Genomic DNA, 17,987 nt, shown 5'->3' on the forward strand with positions numbered 1-17,987 from the left:
CTACGACCAAGCCGAACCCCTGTTACTGCAAGCTTTAGAACTGAGAAAACGCTTGCTGGGAGATGCACATCCCGATGTTGCCACCAGCCTGAACAGCCTGGCATTACTTTACAATTCTCAAGGACGCTACGACCAAGCCGAACCCCTGTATCTGCAAGCTTTAGAACTTTATAAGCGCCTGCTGGGAGATGCACATCCCCTTGTTGCCACCAGCCTGAACAGCCTGGCATTACTCTACGATTCTCAAGGACGCTACGACCAAGCCGAACCCCTGTTACTGCAAGCTTTAGAACTGAGAAAACGCTTGCTGGGAGATGCACATCCCGATGTTGCCACCAGCCTGAACAACCTGGCAAATCTCTACAATTCTCAAGGACGCTACGACCAAGCCGAACCCCTGTATCTGCAAGCTTTAGAACTTTATAAACGCCTGCTGGGAGAAGCACATCCCCATGTTGCCATGAGCCTGAACAACCTGGCATCACTCTACGAATCTCAAGGACGCTACGACCAAGCCGAACCCCTGTATCTCCAAGCTTTAGAACTGAGAAAACGCCTGCTGGGAGAAGCACATCCCGATGTCGCCGCCAGCCTGAACAACCTGGCATCACTCTACGAATCTCAAGGACGCTACGACCAAGCCGAACCCCTTTTACTGCAAGCTTTAAAAATTCATCAGCAGGTGTTTGGGGTAAATCATCCCAATACGGTTACTGTTCGGCAAAATCTAGAATATCTTCAAGCTCAAAAGAGTGCTAACCGTAAAGTTAAGAATAATACTAATAATTCCTGGTGGGAGAAGTTTTTAGGGTTATTTAAGTGAAGCGAAAGTTGTGATTGTAGCACAATACGGTTCAGTTAAGGATAATTGTATGTTGGGTTTCACTACGTTCAACCCAACATAGTCCCGAAAATGTTGGGTTTCGTTCCTCAACCCAACCTACGCAGTTTAAGACTTTTGACTTCGATATGGTTCGACTTTGCTCACCAGCCGCGCAGTGCATCGCTCTTTACTGGGTAAAAAGTCTTTTTGTGTTTCGGTTTTATCCGACTCAAATTAAAATTGAACAAAAATAGGACTTACGCACACTCTACGATTCTTGGTGTTCTTGGCGGTCTTGGAGGTTCGATAAATTAAGCTTTTTGGCGATTTTTGCGTAAGTCCTAAAAAATAATAAACGACTCCCCGAATTCAATAAACGACTCCCCGAACTCGATGAACGACACCTCGAATTCGATCAGGACTTACGCAGCGATGATTAGTCATTGCGAATGAAGCATAAAGCTTTCGGCATGGCTTCGCTCAACGCGGTAGCGTCTCCAAGAGTTGCGGAATGAAGCAATTGCAACACCTAGTCCTTGTGATTGCTTCGCTCCATTTCATTACACTCGCAATGACAAAATATGTTTTTACACATTTGGGATGCTCCCGATTCATGCCGCAATTCAGTAATGCCAAATTATTTTGAAATTAATATTTTGTAAGTATAAAATTATACTTTGTTATAAAAATAAGAAAGGCGATCGCCCTCCACCAAGAGCCTGCGATCGCTTTTCCCTAAACCTTCATTCTGGGAGAAAATTATAGTCATGGCACAAGAAGAAGATTTTGTAGAAAATCAATCAGAACCGCAACAATACTTAGGTAGCGAAAATATAAATACACCCGCTTCCAATCAACCTTTTGTAAATCTATTACCCAAAAGAGAACCAATTAAACATTTACTCATTGGTTCTTCAAAAGCTGTTACCAGCACAATCCACTATTTGCAAGTAATTGGCTACGCCAGCACAGGAGACTGGAGTCCATTAGTACCAACCGGCAACGCAGATGAGGTAATGAGTATTTTAATCCGTCAGATTTTAATGCAATAAGACATATTTAGATGGTGCGTTGCGCTGTGCGACAACGCACCCTACCTCAGCTAAATATTTCAAGTCTGTTGTATATAAAAATTACTGATGCATAATAATGGCATCTCGATTTATTTCAATATAGGAATGCTGCTTAAACAATTCAACTACAGATTGGAAGTTAGCTATAAATAGGGATTCCAGTTCTGAATTCTTGATATTGCCTGTCGTGATTAAAAGTAGTTTATAAGGTTGCTGAACTGTTAAAAAAGAGTTGACAAAATCCACATCTTTAGTAATTAAAATTCGATTTTGTTGAATTGATACAGCATTAATCTCATTATCTGGCGTAGCATTTTCCCCTGGTAAATCTCTGGTGTGGATCGTGTCATAACCTGAAGTTTTGAGAAAACGGGCAAGACGAACTGGTAACTGAGCATCCACAAGAAATTTCATGAGGCAATTCGATGAATGCTTTTGACTTGGCTAAGTCGAGCAGCAAATAACAAGACAGCCAAAATATCTTCAGATTCTAAATCGTCATAATCTGCCAATATTTCCTCAGTAGTCATACCAGAACTAAGCAGTTCTAAAATAAACTCAACTGGATAACGAAGTCCTCGAATACAGGGTTTGCCGTGGCAGATATCTGGATTATGAGTAATGCGTTGTAGAAGTGTGTTATTCATAAGGAAATATTCATAAATTCTTACGATATTCTTGTTCTCATATTCTAATTCTAGATGCCAAATAACGACGGCAAAAAAATAATTGTAGCTACAAATAAATACTTTTAACTTTTAATTTCTTTTTTATTTAGGAATTTACAAGTATAAAATTATACCATATCTTTTAAATAAGAAAGGCGATCGCCCTCCGCCAAGAGCCTGTGATCGCCTTTCTGTAAACCCCCATTCTGGGAGACAATTACAATGATGGCACAAGTACAAAAGTTTGTAAAAAATCAGAAGTTCGCCCAATCAGAATTACAACAGTACTTAGATGGCGAAAACTTAAATACACCCATCCTGAATCAATACGGTTCAGTTAAGAAATTTATTCGTTGAGGCACGCAGGGGGAGCAGGGGATGCAGGAGAAGCAGGGGGAGAACAAAGCTTATCTCAACCGTATTGCGTCCTGAATCAATCTTCTAAAAATCAATTACCGAAAAGAGAACCGATTAAACATCTATTAATAGGTTCTCCAAAAGCATCATTATTGTGCCTGAGTCTTTCTCAAAGCTTGGTTTTTTTGACGCAGTTGCTCGATTACTTCTTTACCGTCAAGTCGTTCTTTGCGGTCAAGTTGCTCAACTCCGATCGCAATTTCTCTTTGCAGTTCCTCAAACCGACCCTTGTAAATACGTTCCCGCTCCTCCAACAGCCTAATACCTGCAAGAATCACTTCTTCTGATGAGGTGTACTTCCCGCTTGTAACCTGACTTTGAATGAACTGCTCAAGCTCGGTTGGTAAGGAAATATTCATAAAATCTTACGATATATTTGTTCTTATCTTCTAATTTTAGATGCGAAATCACAGCAGTCCATTGCGATCGCACTAAACTAGATGTTAAAACTTTTGATGTATTGACTTATACGCAAATTACCCCACTTGCATAATGATCGCACACATTCAACCCCTTCAAAATGCACCACAACCACGTTAAGCTGGATCAGAGTGGCAATTTATTGCGCTTTTTAAGATGAAAATCTCTGTTCTTGTCAAAATTTAATTTTTTCTGCTTGAGAAACCCGGAATGCTAGACCGAATTTTTGATTACCTTGACTTTCATTTCAGCATTGAAGCCCCGATAGTTCTGCTGATCCTGGTGCTTTTAGAGGCGCTGTTATCTGCCGACAATGCCATCGCCCTGGCTGCGATCGCTAGGGGGCTGGAAGACGAAGAACTTGAGCGTAAAGGACTCAACTTTGGTTTAGTCGTTGCTTATGTGCTGCGAATCACCCTGATTCTCACTGCTACTTGGGTACAACAATTCTGGCAATTTGAATTATTGGGCGCAGCTTATCTGCTGTGGTTGGTATTCCAACACTTTACTTTGCAAGAATCCAATGACGAACACGATCACGCGCCGCGTTTTACTTCATTGCTGCAAGCCATACCTGTGATTGCATTTACAGACTTGGCATTTTCTTTGGATAGCGTCACAACTGCGATCGCAGTTTCTCAAGAAAAATGGCTAGTGCTAACGGGTGCAACAATTGGTATTATTACGCTGCGATTCATGGCGGGATTGTTTATCCGTTGGCTAGACGAATATGAAAACCTAGAAGACGCAGGCTATGTAACTGTAGCCTTGGTAGGCTTACGCTTATTGTTGAAAGTGGTGAACGATAGCTTAGTTCCACCAGAATGGATTATGATTGCTGCCATCTTCCTAATTTTAGGTTGGGGATTTTCTAAGCGTGTTGATACTGAATTACCCCAAGTAGAATCGGAAAAGAGCGAAATCTCTAAGTCATGAAGAGGGGACAAAGGGATAAGGAGACAAGGGGGACAAATCAATTCAAAATTCAAAATTCAAAATTCAAAATTAAAGAACTTCTGCCTCCTGCCTCTTCTTTTTCAATGCCCCATGCCCAATGCCCCACTCCTTAATTTCTTACTCGTGCAACCAAGGTGTTAAGTGTGGTTGCCAACTTACCAACTCTTCATCCTTAAACCATAGGGCTATTTCCCGTTGCGCGGTTTCTTGAGCATCAGAACCGTGGATTAAGTTACGACCAATATTCAGCCCAAAATCGCCGCGAATTGTTCCTGGCTCTGCTGTTAAAGGGTTCGTCGCACCAATGATCTTTCTGGCAGATGCAACGACACCATCACCTTCCCATACCATCGCTATCACTGGGCTAGAAGTGATAAATTCGACTAGACCACTAAAAAAGGGACGTTCTCGGTGAACATCATAGTGTTGTTCAGCCAATTCCCGACTGACTTTCAGGAACTTTAAACCAACTAGGGTAAAACCTTTAGTTTCAAAGCGACGGATAATTTCCCCCACTAATCCTCGCTGGACTCCATCAGGCTTAATTGCTAAGAATGTGCGCTCCATTGCTATCTCCCAAAGCTTAATAAAGTTTTTATCTAGTCAATTGTCCTTTGTCCTTTGTCCTTTGTCCAAGGGTTTTGCACTAATAGACCAATACTTCGACTACGCTCAGTACAAGTGACTAATGACATACGACTCTTGACCAATCAGAGTCTATCTCAGAAATTATCTTTGGGTGCATATACGTTCCTAAGTGAATGCGCTAAATTGTTAACTCGTGGGTGAAAAACAGAGGTTATGAAGAAATGGGTGTTGAGTCAACTGCTACATCTGACGAGGTGGTACAAGTACCGTCCAATGGACAAAAAGAAGTGAAAAATCATAAGCAAAAAAAGCTGTTACCACCTAGTCCTACCACAGAAGATTTACCTCACTCCTGGAAAATTGAGGATAGTGAAGCCTTGTACCGCATTGAAGGATGGGGACAACCTTATTTTTCCATTAGCGCTGTTGGACACGTGACCGTAGCACCCAAGGGCGATCGCGGGGGTTCTCTAGACTTGTTTGAATTGGTCAACGCCATGAAGCAGCGCAATTTGGGACTTCCTATGTTGATTCGCTTTTCCGATATTTTGGAAGACCGGATTGAGCGGTTGAACGCTTGTTTTGCCAAAGCGATCGCTCGCTATAATTACCCTGGTGTCTACCGTGGCGTGTTTCCCGTCAAATGCAATCAAGAACGGCATTTGATTGAGGATTTAGTGAAATTTGGCAAACCTCATCAATTTGGTTTAGAAGCCGGTTCCAAGCCAGAATTAATGATTGCTCTGGCTGTGTTGGATACACCAGGAGCATTGTTAGTTTGCAATGGTTACAAAGACCGAGAATATATCGAAACGGCAATGTTAGCCCAAAGACTGGGGCAAACACCAATTATTGTTTTAGAACAGATTGAAGAAGTTGATTTGGTAATTGATGCCAATCGTCAGTTAGGTATTAAACCAATATTAGGAGTTCGTGCTAAACTCAGTACCCAAGGCATGGGACGTTGGGGAGCCTCTAGCGGCGATCGCGCTAAATTTGGTTTGACAATGCCAGAAGTAATCGAGGCTGTTGACAAATTACGGGAAGCAAACCTGCTCGATTCTTTGCAGTTGATGCACTTCCACATCGGCTCACAAATCTCTGCCATTAATGTGATTAAAGATGCTATCCAAGAAGCCAGCCGCATTTATGTAGAATTGGCAATGCTGGGAGCAGATATGAAATACCTTGATGTTGGTGGCGGCTTGGGTGTAGATTATGATGGCTCCCAAACCAACTTCTATGCATCGAAAAATTACAACATGCAGAACTACGCCAACGACATCGTGGCAGAGTTAAAAGATACCTGTGCAGAGCGGCAGATTTCTGTACCAACACTGATTAGTGAAAGTGGACGAGCGATCGCTTCCCATCAATCAGTGCTGATTTTCGACGTTCTCAGTACTAGTGATGTCCCCCTCAATCCACCAGAACCTCCACAAGAGGGAGAATCCCCAATTATTAATTATCTTTGGGAAAGCTTCCAATCCATCAACCAAGAAAATTACCAAGAGTTGTACCACGATGCTGCACAATTCAAAGAAGAAGCCATAAGTCGGTTTAATTTAGGAATTTTACGCCTCAGAGAACGAGCCAAGGCGGAACGCCTCTACTGGGCTTGTTGTCAGAAAATTCTTAACATCACTAGACAGCAAGAATACGTACCCGATGAACTGGAAGACTTAGAACAAATTATGGCTTCCATCTACTACGTGAATATGTCGGTGTTCCAATCAGCACCAGATTGTTGGGCGATTGACCAGCTATTTCCGATCATGCCAATCCATCGTTTAGCTGAAGAACCAACGCGGCGAGGAATTTTAGCAGACCTCACCTGCGACAGTGATGGTAAAATCGATCGTTTTATAGACCTGCGCGATGTCAAGTCGGTTTTAGAATTGCACACCTACAAGCCCGGAGAACCCTATTATTTGGGAATGTTCTTGAATGGAGCTTACCAAGAAATCATGGGCAATTTGCACAACTTGTTTGGCGACACCAACGCCGTTCACATCCAATTAACGCCTAAAGGCTACCAGATTGAACACGTTGTCAAAGGTGACACCATGAGCGAAGTGGTAAGCTACGTCCAGTATGACTCCGAAGATATGGTGGAAAACATTCGCCAGCGCTGTGAGAAAGCATTAGAAGAAAATCGCATCACCCTAGCAGAATCTCAACGACTACTGCAAACCTACGAGCAGAGTCTTAGAAGATATACGTACTTAAATAGTTAGGATTGGGCATTGGGCATTGGGCATTGGGCATTGGGCATTGGTTATTCCCCTTGTCTTTCTTGTCTCCCTATTCCCCATGCCCCATTCCCTATTTTGTATTTGTCCCCAACAATTCCTCTATAGCTTGTCGCTCAACAGGTGTATGTGATGGCAGTGTCTGACGAGCATCGGTAATCAGCCAGTCTAAAGCAGCAGCTTGAACATCGATCGTAGCGCCAGTTTTATCTACGCAATAACGTCCAAACACCAGCTTATCGACTAACCGAATTCCAGGGCCCAGGCGCGACCATTCAAAAATCACGCTGTTTTCCACTGTTGCACCACTACATATCCAACAATTGGGGCCAATCATTGCTGGCCCGACAATTTTAGCTCCGTCTTCGATTCTCGTCATCCCGCCAATGTAAACAGGGCCTGTGATATCCACTTTGTCCCAATTTACGGCAACATTTAAGCCAGTGTAGATGCCGGGGGCGACTTCATGACCAGGAATTTGCACATTTTTGATTTCACCCAGCAGCACACCGCGAATCGCCCGCCAATAGTCTGGGACTTTACCAATATCTACCCATTCAAAGTCCATAGGAATGGCGTAAAACGGGGCTTTGATTTCTACCAATTTGGGAAACAATTGGCTACCAATGTCATATTCGACATTAGAGGGAATATAGTTAAAAACCTCTGGCTCAAAGATGTAAATACCTGTGTTGATGTTGGTGCTGAGGGCTTCTTCAGTTGAAGGTTTTTCTTGGAAAGCTTTGACACGTCCCTCTTCGTCAGTCACAACCACACCATAGCTAGAAACTTCTTCCTTGGGGACAGATTTAGTGATAATGGTAGCGATCGCTCCTTTGGATTTATGCCATTTAACTGCCGCAGTTAAATCCAAGTCAATTAAAGCATCACCACATAAAACCACAAAGGTATCATCAAAAAACGGTGAGAAGTCTTGGATGCGCCGCATCCCTCCAGCTGAACCTATCGCTTCGCCCACCAGTTTACCGTCGTCATCAATTTTCCCTTCAAAGGAATAGGCAATCTGCACTCCAAACCGCTGACCATCACGGAAATAGTTTTCTATTTCCTCAGCCAAATGACTAACATTGACTAGAATCTTGTCAAATCCATGATGGCGTAACAGTTCTAGCAAAAACTCCATCACTGGCTTTTGCAGGATGGGCATCATCGGCTTGGGCATAGTGTACGTAATCGGACGCACGCGAGTACCCTTGCCAGCTGCGAGAATCATCGCTTTCATAAAAATTATTCCTCAACCACAAGCCAGTTTACTTTTATCGAGTGATACTTTATCATCAGTTTTTATTTCTGCTCTAAGTCATCCCCCAGAATAGGGATAACAGTAAATTAGTGGTTATTACAACCATTGATATACTTAGATGACAAGCGATCGCTTATCTTTTCAATTTACCCGGATTTTGTGGCTGAATCAAAAATCTATGACAAAGTAGAAAGTAGCTATGCTGGAGGCAGGAGGAAAACCCTATAAATAAATTCCAATTTTTTTAACAAGGAAGCCTGAAATCTTGATGCCAGCACTTTAAATTTAAATCGTTTTGTCTTTCCATACATAAAATTTAGGTTAAGGCGCTGTTACTTGTGGCAGAGCGAAAAGTCAAATCGTCGGAAACTGACGCTCTGTTAGCGATACAGGAGCGTTACTTTTCCAGAAAAGGCAACAATACAAAAATTTGCAAGTGGATGAGGTACAAAATGCAGGACTCACGCATCAGATATAAACGAGTTTGTTTGTACCTCCTGCCTCCTGCCTTTCTTAGAGAAATTGTCTGCACTACTTTTGACTTTCTTAGTTCATCGGATGCTCAAAAGGTTTGCTGATATTAGCTGAATCTCTAATTAAGCGAATTTTAATTTCATGGTAAAAGTCCTCTTGAAATAGCTCTACTTTCGATTGAGCCGAGAGTAATAGTAGTGCCCAGAAGACGCTAACTAGGTTACTGTGTTTAGACTCATGTCCATGTCCAGACCCATTTTGGTTAAGAAGCTTTGTCTTAGTCCACAATTCTACAAGCTGTTCTAAATTTAACCAATTTTGTTCTAAACTTAGCTCTCTTGTCGATAATTTCAACACCTGCTCCAATTCCCCAGCGACTTCTGTCAGATTTTCTTGGTGAGCTAACTCCAGCGCTTCCCGCATACTTTGGACGCTAGGTTGACGCCTGGGACGGATAGGTTTGCTGACTTTTTCTACCAGTTTCAGTTGGTTAGCCATAATCTGCAACTGCTCGATTAACTCTTGCAGAGTTACCCGGCGCTTTGGTGGTGGCATTGCCGTTGGACGACGACGCAATTGCTGTTCTAATGGTAGACGATGACCCTGATGTGATACACCGTTTTCACCTTCCAGTAAAGCATCATCTTCTACATCATCTTGTGCATCTCCTACTGTTGACAATTGCATCAAGGTATTGGCTTTATATAATACCAGCATCGATGCTGATAAAAATGCCTGTCCAGATTGAGACAAGTCCGCTTCATAGCCTCTTGTTATTGCCCCCGGTGCCATCAGTTCTAAATAGCGGTCAATCACCTCAATCACTTGGACATCCCAAGGATCAATTTCTCCCTGTTCGGCTTGGTAAATCAAAAATGTGATTGTTTCTAATAGCTCGGAAGCTTCCATCAACAGGTTCTAAGTGTTAATTAATGAGAATCAAAAGACTGTAAATTCAAGACTAAACTAATTGACTATTAGCAAAGCGTATACTTTATACATTCGCTTGCGCTTCTTTTGTTCAGAAATTGCCTGCTGGCAATATCCTTTAAAATTTGCGATCGATCACCATTGTGAATTGTGAGATTAGATTGTGCAACTTTTCACTTTGGGCATTGGGCATTGAAAAAGAAGAGGCAGGAGGCAGGAGGCAGAGTTCTTTAATTTTGAATTTTGAATTTTGAATTTTGAATTTTGAATTGATTTGTCCCCCCTGCCTTCCCTGCTCCCTGCCCCCTAATCAGAAGGTGAGTCATGGGCAATAGTGACAGTTGAGACAAAATCACTCGGCTTGCCGCTCTTAATAGCATCGAAAGTGCCCTTAATAGTACCAGCAATTGGAACAGCAACAATTGTCCCTAACAAGCCAGCAATCTCAAATCCCATTAGAATAGACACAAAAATCCAAATGGGATTCAGTCCGATAAAATTGCCGAGTATCCTGGGAGCTAACAAGTTATCTTTAATCTGCTGCATGACAATTGCTGCGATCGCAACTTGAACTGCTAACCACCAATTTTGCAGCAGTACTAAAATCGTCACTAGACCAATACCCAGAGACGCCCCGATAAAGGGAATGAGTTCTGAGATCCCAATTAATATGGCAAACAACAGGGCAAAAGGCACCTTTATCACTAAGAAAATTGGTGTCAGGGTTAGCACCATGAACAATCCTAGTAACAGCTGGCCGAGGAAGAAGTTCTGAAAGTTTAAGCGCAAGGATGTGGTCAAAGGATCTCCAATGTTAGAGGGCAAAAGATTGATCAGACCATACCAGACGCGATCGCCATATAAAAGCATATAAAATGCAAGCACAATGACTAACACTAAGTCAAGTAATCCAGAAAGTAGTGTTCCAGCAAATCCTACTGCACCAGAAGCTAGCTGTTGCACCACATTCTGAATGTTGGCATTGATTTGACTGCTCACAACCCTCAGATCGATTGGCAAACGTCGTTGCTTTGCCAGCATCTCAAACTGCTCTAGGTTTGCTTGACTAGCGCCTAACCAATCAGGGATATTTTTTAACAGTTGGATTGTTTGGTCAACGATCAACGGTACTAGGGTGACACCCAGAATTCCAAGCACAGTTAACGTTGCCAGCAAAACTATGCTCACCGCCTGAGTGCGCGTGATCCGAGCACGTTCAAAGAACTTAACCGGGTAATTTAGCAGAAAAGCCAGAATTGCCGCAATGCTCAAGACGGTAATAGGATGCTGGAAGTAGCGAAAAAGTACAGACAGTAACCAAACATTAAGAGCGATAATGGGACCGCTCAGACCATAAATTAACAAGCGTTGAAGCGAGGCTGAACGGCGCATCTGACGCAACCTATTTTAGATATTCCTTGAAAGAATTTGTAAAATTCTTGATGGCACTGATTATCATCATAGATATTTTTGACAAAGATATATATAAACCTATCTAATAGCAAGGAAACAAATCACAATGGACAAAACTGTAGCTGGCCTTCGCAAGGACTACACCTTAGAAGGTTTAAGCGAACTCGAAATAGACCTCAATCCTTTTATCCAATTTAAAAAATGGTTCGAGCAGGCACTCGCAGCACAACTGCCTGAACCTAATGCCATGACCATTGCCACAGCCACACCAGACGGTAAGCCTTCAGCCAGAATGGTGCTGCTTAAGAATTTTGATGAACGGGGCTTTACCTTCTTTACTAACTACAACAGTCATAAAGGACAAGAATTAGCAGAAAACCCCCAGGCGGCTTTAGTCTTTTGGTGGGCAGAACTGGAACGTCAAGTCCGAATTTCGGGGTATGTGGAGAAAGTTTCCGAAACTGAGTCTGACCAGTATTTTCACAGTCGCCCTACCAATAGTCGCCTGGGTGCGTGGGTATCTAATCAAAGCGAGGTTATAGAAAGCCGAGAAATCTTGGAGCGACGCTTGCAGGAGTTCCAGAGTAAATATGAAAATCAGAAAATTCTTCGACCGCCTCATTGGGGAGGCTTACGAGTTATCCCTACAGAAATTGAGTTTTGGCAAGGACGCCCTAGCCGTCTGCACGATCGCTTGCTTTATAGCCGTTTAGATAATAGCACTTGGAATATTGAGCGGTTGTCACCTTGAAGAAGAGGCAGGGGAGAAATCAATTCAAAATTCAAAATGACGCTCTCTACGAGACGCTAAAAGCGTAGCTTGCAACTCTTACAGAGTACGCGGACTCGCTCTAAGCGAAGCCATGCCGTTGGCGAAGCCTCTCGTTCGCGTTAGCGTCTCTGAAAGAGAAGAGAAGGCTTTACGCTGCGCTAACAAAATTCAAAATTAAAGAATTTCTGCCTCCTGCCTCTTCTTTCCTGATGCCCAATGCCCAATGCCCATATCATATTACCACTGGGCGATCGCGTCTTGAATTGCTGCTCGTGCTTCTGATAGAGATTGGGTACGGGCATCACCTTCATTCAGGCTATTAGCGTTAATAAATTGAATATCTGTAATCCCAATAAAACCGAAAATTGCCCGCAGGTAGGGTTCTTGGAAGTCATAGGCAAGGAAAGGGGATGTTGCGCTAAAGTCACCGCCGCGAGCTGTGATGATAACCGCCTTTTTACCCTCGACTAATCCTTTATAGCCTTGAGCATCTAAAGCAACAGTCCGGTTAATACGAACGATTTGGTCGATGTAAGCCTTAAAAGTGGAAGGTATATTAAAGTTATACATTGGCACTCCAAAGACGTAGCGATCGGCTGCCAAAAACTCATCAACCAGTTCGTCAGAAATTCTAATTGCCTCAGTTAATTCTGGAGTATGGGTTTCTGGTGGTGAAAATGCTGCCGCAATCCAAGGTTCATCAACGTGAGGAACTGGGTAATGCCCTAAATCTCGATAAGCGATTGCATCTTCAGGATGCGCTGCCCTCCAAGCACTGACGAATTCCTTAGATAGTTCTCTGGAGTGCGATCGCTCACCACGAGGGCTGGAATCAATATGTAAAATATTTACCACAAATATCTCCTGATTAACTAGGATTTACTGTTTTTACTTTTTTTGAGTCTCTATTTCAAAGCATTACATCAGATACTAAAATTAACTAGTTACTAAAGTAAAGTAGTTACTATAAAGTAACTAGTGGATAATTTTGGCTAACTTATCGATGTCTGCTTCTAAAAATCCTGATGCTTGCCCAATAAGTATTTTGATGTCCTTATTATCGGGGCCCTGGACAATGTACATACTATGGGTGTTGTGTAATCGCGGACCTATTCGCTTTGGTGCATTGAAGCGCCAAGTAGAAGGCATATCAACCAAAGTGCTGACAGAAAGACTGAGGATGCTTGAGGCAGCAGAAGTTATTTATCGCCAGTATGAACCAACTATCCCACCTCAAGTTACTTACGGTCTTACAGAACGCGGCCAAGAACTCATTGAAATCCTTCATCAACTCAATGGACTTGCTGAACGCTGGTATGGCAGCGAACAACGAGAACATAGTAATAGTAATGCTTAACTCTAGACTCTACAAGTCTGATCTCAAACCTAAGTATTTTTAGGGTTATTGTCCAAGATATTTTGACTGTGGGCTTCAAGACAGTTCCATCCACACCGAAAGCTCCTCCATATCAAATAGAGGAAGTTTTTGAATACCAGCTTTTTCGAGAATATTGTCTTGTGTACTTCCGCGCCAGATTACGCAAAGTACGAAGTCCACGATCGCTCCTGCATTACGCAGCGCTTCGGTACTTTTTACAACCTGACCACCTGTTGTAATCACGTCTTCAATGATACACAAATTTTTTCCTTGAATATTAATTCCTTCTGCTATCTTCTCAGTTCCATATTCTTTTTTTGTCTTCCGAACAAAGACAACTGGTAATTCAACTTCTAATGAAATTGCTGTCGCTAAAGGAACTCCCCCTAATTCCAGTCCGGCAATAATTTCCATGCCTGGTGGAATCTTTTTTACCATTTCTCTAGCTAACTGCTTCAGTAACAAAGGATTAGATTCAAACTGATATTTATCAAAGTAATGGTCAGATATCTGACCAGAACGTAACCGAAACTCTCCATTCAAGTAGGAAACACGAACAATTTCTTTGGCTAATTCGCTATGACTCATTTTTACAAAACGCTGGGTAAAGTGTAAAAAAAGCCGATGGAGAATGCATCGGCTTCGCTAACAATATTCAACAGATAAATAGTCTACTGTTCCTGGATCGTTGCTGTTTTGGGAGGAAACTGAATTCTAGGATCTGGCATGAAATTGTATCTCAAGTACAATCCTCCTGAGACGAACAGGATAATTAACAACCCACCGATACCAAGGGGACTAGGAAGCCAGAAAACAGCTTCTATGTGGTTTAGCTCACCAGGCTGGAGTTTCCACACTAATTGATTGCCATTTTTTTCTGGCTCAATTGCAGTTTCAGTTAGTTGAATATTTTTGGCTCCCCAAGGAGTCTTTAAGCTAAATTCCAAATCGAGAATTGAACCAGCATTAGTTAGTACATTACCTTTGCTAGCGATTAAAGAGAGCGATCGCAAATCCAAATCATAAATCAACCGATTTCGGACTAAAAGTAAAAAATTATTCTCTTCTAAGAGAACGTTTGATTCAATTTTCGGCAGTTCTGAATCAGATTGACTATTTACAGACTTAGAGGGTTGATTTGCACGGGAGTTAAAGAATTCATTGAACTTCTCTTGCAATTCCCTACCACTGTTAAAAGGAATTGTGACGATGATTTCTTCTTGGGAAACTCGTTGTACTTTACCTTCAAGTTGACGGGCGCGACGTTCTATGCTTTTTAACCATTCGTACACCGAATCGCCACTAAAACTGGTTAGCCGTTCTCCCAACTTAATATGCTGTACTAGTTCGCCACTATTTGAGTTGTCAAAATTAAGCCCCACATCGTACTTCACACAGCCAGTCAGTAGCAGAGATGTTAACAGCACTAGCCACAGAATAAGATTTCGGATGGGAAAGACTCGGTTTATTCGATTTCGACCATTCAGTGGTGAGAGCAATTTCATATTTGCCAACACAAAACTAGTTGGTCTGATTAACCACAAGAAAATCTTTCCGAAAATTGAAGAATTCATAACTATAAATCTCCCCAAAAGTCAAACTTTTTAACCAATCTTGACTTCTTAGTATTGTTTGAGATTCCTGGAATACCATTTTGATCGCTCTGAGACTGGGTAAGAAAATATGAGTAAGATTTAGTCTGGGTCTGAATCTTCATTCAAATCTTCCCAATTCCTAATGCAACACGGCGGAAATAAACATACCCCTTCGGGTTTGGCAGTTCCTCATGGGGGGAACCTCCAAGACCGGACTGCCTCACCATTTCAAATGGCGCAAAAGCCCGGAATACAATTCTTTTAACTTTTGACTTTTGACTTTTGACTTTTGACTTCCGCCTTGCGGTACTAGTCCCCAATCCAAAATCGTTATCAGCCAGGAGTTCCTGAAAAATTCAACCAAACCAAGTACGAGATGGTTAAACCAATGGCAATTAGCGCTACCCAGATAAAGCGATTATCTCTGGTATTGACCTGACTGAGGTCAACAAATTCTGGCTCCGCAGGTTTTGGCTTTTGCTGGACAGATGATTTAGTAGACTTAGCAGGTACAGAAATTTTGAGTTCATTATCGGCTAATGCGCCCAAATCGGGGATTTCAGTCATCCATTCGCTGGGTCTTTTCAGCTTTGGTGCTTTTAAGATATAAAGCATCCGCCGTGCTTGTTTGCTGATTTCAAAATGGGCATGGCGTTTGAGTCTTTCGCAAAGAGCGATCGCATCATCCGTGCGTCCAGCTGCTTCATAAGCTGTCACCAGATAAATTTCTACTTCGCCGCCAAGGCGAGAATTACGAGCTAACAGAGCACTGGCTTTTTCTAAATTTTCTATAGCTTCGCGGTATTGCCCATTTTCAAAGGCAACTTTCCCAGTCTGGTAGCGGGTTTTAGCAATTTCTAAACTTTCTACACTCACGTCTTATACAAAAATTACCACTGTTTTCATTTTGCCAATGCCAGCAATCTTTTTGGAATCTTTTCAAAAGCTGGCAATCTGACAGTGGATAAACTTCTAAAATTTTAACTAAGTAGCTGTGACTATTTTCTAATTAAAAATTCCGGTATCTTATGCAGGTGAGCAAAATTATGTTGAAAATCAAGCATTCGCAACTGAATTGGCTCTTAGCAGGTATGACTTTAGCAGTGATGGGTGTAAGCATTGCTCCAGCTTCTGCACAATCTGTGATCGTGATTGATAGTGGTAATGGAGTCAGGCGATCGCATTCCGCCCAGCGCTCGTTCGTGATTGATGATGGTTATGGAGTCAGGCAATCGCATTCTGTGGGTTCCTTTATTTATGGTAGTCCGATTCCCACGCCTATGCCTGTAGACCCAACAACGGGACTAATGCCACAACGCAATCATTACCGCGATTATTCCTATCCCCAGTTCAGGCAGAACATCAGAAATTCCACCCTGATTAATCCGACAATTCGAGACTCAACCCTAGTTAATCCAGTGATTATCAATAATTCATGGCGTCGTACACCATTTAGCGACGGGCGATCGCGAGTTATTATTACCTATCCCCGTTAAAGTCAGGAGTAAGGAGTAGATTAGGATAACTCCTGTACAGACGCGATTAATGAGCCAGCGCGTTGCGGAGAGAAGTTGGAGCGGAGGCTTCCTCCGATCCAAACTTCGGGGGGTTCCCACGCCACTTGCTCCACTTGGGGAAACCCCATCGCCCTTGGCGTCTCCCCTTGGGAGAAGACCTCAGTGGCTCCCACGCCACTTGCTCCACTTGGGGAAACCCCAAGACCGCAGTGGCTCCCCGTTGTAGCGACTGGCGTCGCGTCTCTACTCCTAACTCTTACAAAGTAAACTGCGAACCGAGAATCATTGTCCCAATCCCACCATCAGTAAAGATTTCTAGTAACAGGGCGTGGGGAATGCGACCATCGATAATGTGTGCTGCACGGACTCCTTGAGCAAGCGATCGCACACAACAATTCACTTTGGGAATCATCCCACCGCTGACTATACCATTAGCAATCAACTCGCGGGCTTCGCGGATATCTACTTTCGGAATCAAAGTAGATTGGTCTTTGTAATCTTTTAAAATTCCACTAGTGTCGGTCAATAAAATTAACTTTTCTGCTCCTAGTGCAGCAGCAATTTCTCCCGCTACAGTATCGGCGTTAATGTTATAAGCTTGCCCCGTTTCGTCGGCGGCAACGCTAGATACTACCGGAATATAGCCATTGCTAGCAAGGGTTTCCAAAATCTTGATATTCACATTGCTGACTTCCCCTACAAAGCCGATGCCTTCATGATTTTGGGAACGGGCTGTAAATAGATTACCGTCTTTACCGCAAAGTCCTACAGCCAATCCACCAGCTTGGTTAATCAGGGAGACAATTTCTTTATTAACTCGACCAACTAAAACCATTTCCACCACATCCATTGTGGCGGCATCAGTGACTCGCAGACCATTCTTAAATTGTGGTTCGATGCCCAGCTTATCTAACCAACTGTTAATTTCTGGGCCACCACCGTGTACTACAATTGGACGCAAGCCGACGCAGGATAAGAATACAATGTCGCGGATAACTTTGTCTTTGAGTGTGCTATCTTTCATCGCCGCGCCACCATATTTGACAACAACAGTGCAACCGGCGAATTGTTGAATATAAGGTAGTGCTTCGCTTAGTACACGCACACGAGTGGCTTCAGTTTGCCTGATGTATTCAGAATCGTTGACCGTCATGAGGAGCCTAACAGAGAGAGTTAAAACCTATTTCAGTCAGTGTAGAAGACTTTGTAACTCCTCACAATCTCTGCTGCTAAAGTTGAGTATATTTGTACTATAAGGATAAATATAAAACGGGCTAGAAAAGTATAGCTTTGAAGCTAGGGAATGAAAAGACTACGCTGCTAATCCAAACTGAAAGCACACCCCTAATGGGACTTTATAAATTTCTAAGCCCAAATATAACCAGACTTGGCTCTGTGAGCGGCAAATACGTCGATATGCGTATTTAACCAGCGAACAAAGCGAAA

21 protein-coding genes are annotated in these 17,987 nt (G+C 42.7%); 8 read left to right on the plus strand and 13 right to left on the minus strand.

The features are described 5' to 3' along the window. The coding region (locus V7K56_RS00395) for a tetratricopeptide repeat-containing protein (RefSeq protein ID WP_334906508.1) at positions 1–823 on the plus strand (823 nt) is incomplete at its 5' end. 767 nt (positions 824–1,590) lie between these two features. Further along, complete coding sequence (locus V7K56_RS00400; protein ID WP_334906510.1) at positions 1,591–1,875, plus strand: hypothetical protein; 285 nt, start codon at positions 1,591–1,593, stop codon at positions 1,873–1,875. A gap of 81 nt (positions 1,876–1,956) precedes the next feature. Here the strand turns inward: V7K56_RS00400 and V7K56_RS00405 are convergent, their stop codons facing one another. Together V7K56_RS00405 and V7K56_RS00410 are read right to left on the minus strand one after the other, a co-directional pair. Further along, a complete protein-coding gene (locus V7K56_RS00405; RefSeq protein WP_334906512.1) occupies positions 1,957–2,310 on the minus strand; it encodes a DUF5615 family PIN-like protein in 354 nt (117 codons plus the stop codon). Then, positions 2,307–2,543, minus strand: a complete 237-nt coding sequence (locus tag V7K56_RS00410; RefSeq protein WP_334906514.1) for a DUF433 domain-containing protein — start codon at positions 2,541–2,543, stop codon at positions 2,307–2,309. Before V7K56_RS00410 ends, V7K56_RS00405 begins: the two co-directional genes overlap by 4 nt. 243 nt (positions 2,544–2,786) lie before the next feature. Between V7K56_RS00410 and V7K56_RS00415 the strand changes: the two genes are divergently transcribed. Next, positions 2,787–2,921, plus strand: a complete 135-nt coding sequence (locus V7K56_RS00415) for a hypothetical protein (RefSeq protein WP_334906516.1) — start codon at positions 2,787–2,789, stop codon at positions 2,919–2,921. A gap of 149 nt (positions 2,922–3,070) precedes the next feature. On the opposite strand, the gene V7K56_RS00420 is transcribed toward V7K56_RS00415, so the two are convergent. Next, a complete protein-coding gene (locus V7K56_RS00420) occupies positions 3,071–3,340 on the minus strand; it encodes a type II toxin-antitoxin system ParD family antitoxin (protein ID WP_334906518.1) in 270 nt (89 codons plus the stop codon). A 271-nt stretch (positions 3,341–3,611) separates the two neighbouring features. Here V7K56_RS00420 and V7K56_RS00425 point away from each other — a divergent pair, with 271 nt between their 5' ends. Beyond that, complete coding sequence (locus V7K56_RS00425; protein WP_334906520.1) at positions 3,612–4,337, plus strand: TerC family protein; 726 nt, start codon at positions 3,612–3,614, stop codon at positions 4,335–4,337. A 138-nt stretch (positions 4,338–4,475) separates the two neighbouring features. Here the strand turns inward: V7K56_RS00425 and ndk are convergent, their stop codons facing one another. Then, complete coding sequence (gene ndk, locus V7K56_RS00430; RefSeq protein ID WP_334815214.1) at positions 4,476–4,925, minus strand: nucleoside-diphosphate kinase; 450 nt, start codon at positions 4,923–4,925, stop codon at positions 4,476–4,478. Positions 4,926–5,167: 242 nt separating this feature from the next. Here ndk and speA point away from each other — a divergent pair, with 242 nt between their 5' ends. Further along, positions 5,168–7,183: a biosynthetic arginine decarboxylase gene (speA, locus tag V7K56_RS00435; protein ID WP_334906545.1), complete on the plus strand. Its 2,016-nt coding sequence runs from the start codon at positions 5,168–5,170 to the stop codon at positions 7,181–7,183. An 88-nt stretch (positions 7,184–7,271) separates the two neighbouring features. Here the strand turns inward: speA and V7K56_RS00440 are convergent, their stop codons facing one another. The 3 genes from V7K56_RS00440 to V7K56_RS00450 all read right to left on the minus strand — a co-directional run bounded on the left by V7K56_RS00440 (position 7,272) and on the right by V7K56_RS00450 (position 11,258). Beyond that, positions 7,272–8,441, minus strand: coding sequence for an NDP-sugar synthase (locus tag V7K56_RS00440; protein ID WP_334906522.1), 1,170 nt, complete (start codon positions 8,439–8,441; stop codon positions 7,272–7,274). Positions 8,442–9,008: 567 nt separating this feature from the next. After that, positions 9,009–9,845, minus strand: coding sequence for a ScpA family protein (locus V7K56_RS00445; protein ID WP_334906524.1), 837 nt, complete (start codon positions 9,843–9,845; stop codon positions 9,009–9,011). 327 nt (positions 9,846–10,172) lie between these two features. Then, a complete protein-coding gene (locus V7K56_RS00450; RefSeq protein ID WP_334906526.1) occupies positions 10,173–11,258 on the minus strand; it encodes an AI-2E family transporter in 1,086 nt (361 codons plus the stop codon). 127 nt (positions 11,259–11,385) lie between these two features. On the opposite strand from V7K56_RS00450, the gene pdxH reads away from it, so the two are divergent. Beyond that, a complete protein-coding gene (pdxH, locus tag V7K56_RS00455) occupies positions 11,386–12,030 on the plus strand; it encodes a pyridoxamine 5'-phosphate oxidase (RefSeq protein WP_334906528.1) in 645 nt (214 codons plus the stop codon). A gap of 258 nt (positions 12,031–12,288) precedes the next feature. Here pdxH and V7K56_RS00460 read toward each other — a convergent pair whose 3' ends face one another. Further along, positions 12,289–12,906, minus strand: coding sequence for an FMN-dependent NADH-azoreductase (locus tag V7K56_RS00460; RefSeq protein WP_334906530.1), 618 nt, complete (start codon positions 12,904–12,906; stop codon positions 12,289–12,291). Positions 12,907–13,054: 148 nt separating this feature from the next. Here V7K56_RS00460 and V7K56_RS00465 point away from each other — a divergent pair, with 148 nt between their 5' ends. Next, on the plus strand, positions 13,055–13,408 hold the full coding sequence (locus V7K56_RS00465; RefSeq protein ID WP_334906532.1) for a winged helix-turn-helix transcriptional regulator: 354 nt from the start codon (positions 13,055–13,057) through the stop codon (positions 13,406–13,408). Positions 13,409–13,483: 75 nt separating this feature from the next. On the opposite strand, the gene pyrE is transcribed toward V7K56_RS00465, so the two are convergent. The 3 genes from pyrE to V7K56_RS00480 all read right to left on the minus strand — a co-directional run bounded on the left by pyrE (position 13,484) and on the right by V7K56_RS00480 (position 15,900). Further along, entirely contained in the window at positions 13,484–14,017 is a 534-nt protein-coding gene (gene pyrE, locus V7K56_RS00470; RefSeq protein ID WP_334906533.1) for an orotate phosphoribosyltransferase, read from the minus strand. A gap of 83 nt (positions 14,018–14,100) precedes the next feature. Next, positions 14,101–15,003, minus strand: a complete 903-nt coding sequence (locus tag V7K56_RS00475) for a DUF3153 domain-containing protein (RefSeq protein ID WP_334906535.1) — start codon at positions 15,001–15,003, stop codon at positions 14,101–14,103. Between the two features lie 354 nt (positions 15,004–15,357). After that, a complete protein-coding gene (locus V7K56_RS00480) occupies positions 15,358–15,900 on the minus strand; it encodes a tetratricopeptide repeat protein (RefSeq protein WP_334906537.1) in 543 nt (180 codons plus the stop codon). Positions 15,901–16,070: 170 nt separating this feature from the next. On the opposite strand from V7K56_RS00480, the gene V7K56_RS00485 reads away from it, so the two are divergent. Beyond that, positions 16,071–16,520 carry a hypothetical protein gene (locus V7K56_RS00485; RefSeq protein ID WP_334906539.1) on the plus strand — a complete coding sequence of 150 codons (450 nt, stop codon included), beginning with the start codon at positions 16,071–16,073 and terminating at the stop codon, positions 16,518–16,520. Between the two features lie 20 nt (positions 16,521–16,540). Here the strand turns inward: V7K56_RS00485 and V7K56_RS00490 are convergent, their stop codons facing one another. Both V7K56_RS00490 and argB read right to left on the minus strand, forming a co-directional pair. After that, on the minus strand, positions 16,541–16,714 hold the full coding sequence (locus V7K56_RS00490; RefSeq protein ID WP_334906541.1) for a hypothetical protein: 174 nt from the start codon (positions 16,712–16,714) through the stop codon (positions 16,541–16,543). Positions 16,715–16,797: 83 nt separating this feature from the next. Further along, positions 16,798–17,694 carry an acetylglutamate kinase gene (gene argB, locus V7K56_RS00495; protein WP_334906543.1) on the minus strand — a complete coding sequence of 299 codons (897 nt, stop codon included), beginning with the start codon at positions 17,692–17,694 and terminating at the stop codon, positions 16,798–16,800. Positions 17,695–17,987: the final 293 nt, after the last annotated feature.

This window comes from Nostoc sp. (assembly GCF_036917535.1).
Taxonomy (GTDB): Bacteria; Cyanobacteriota; Cyanobacteriia; order Cyanobacteriales; family Nostocaceae; genus Nostoc.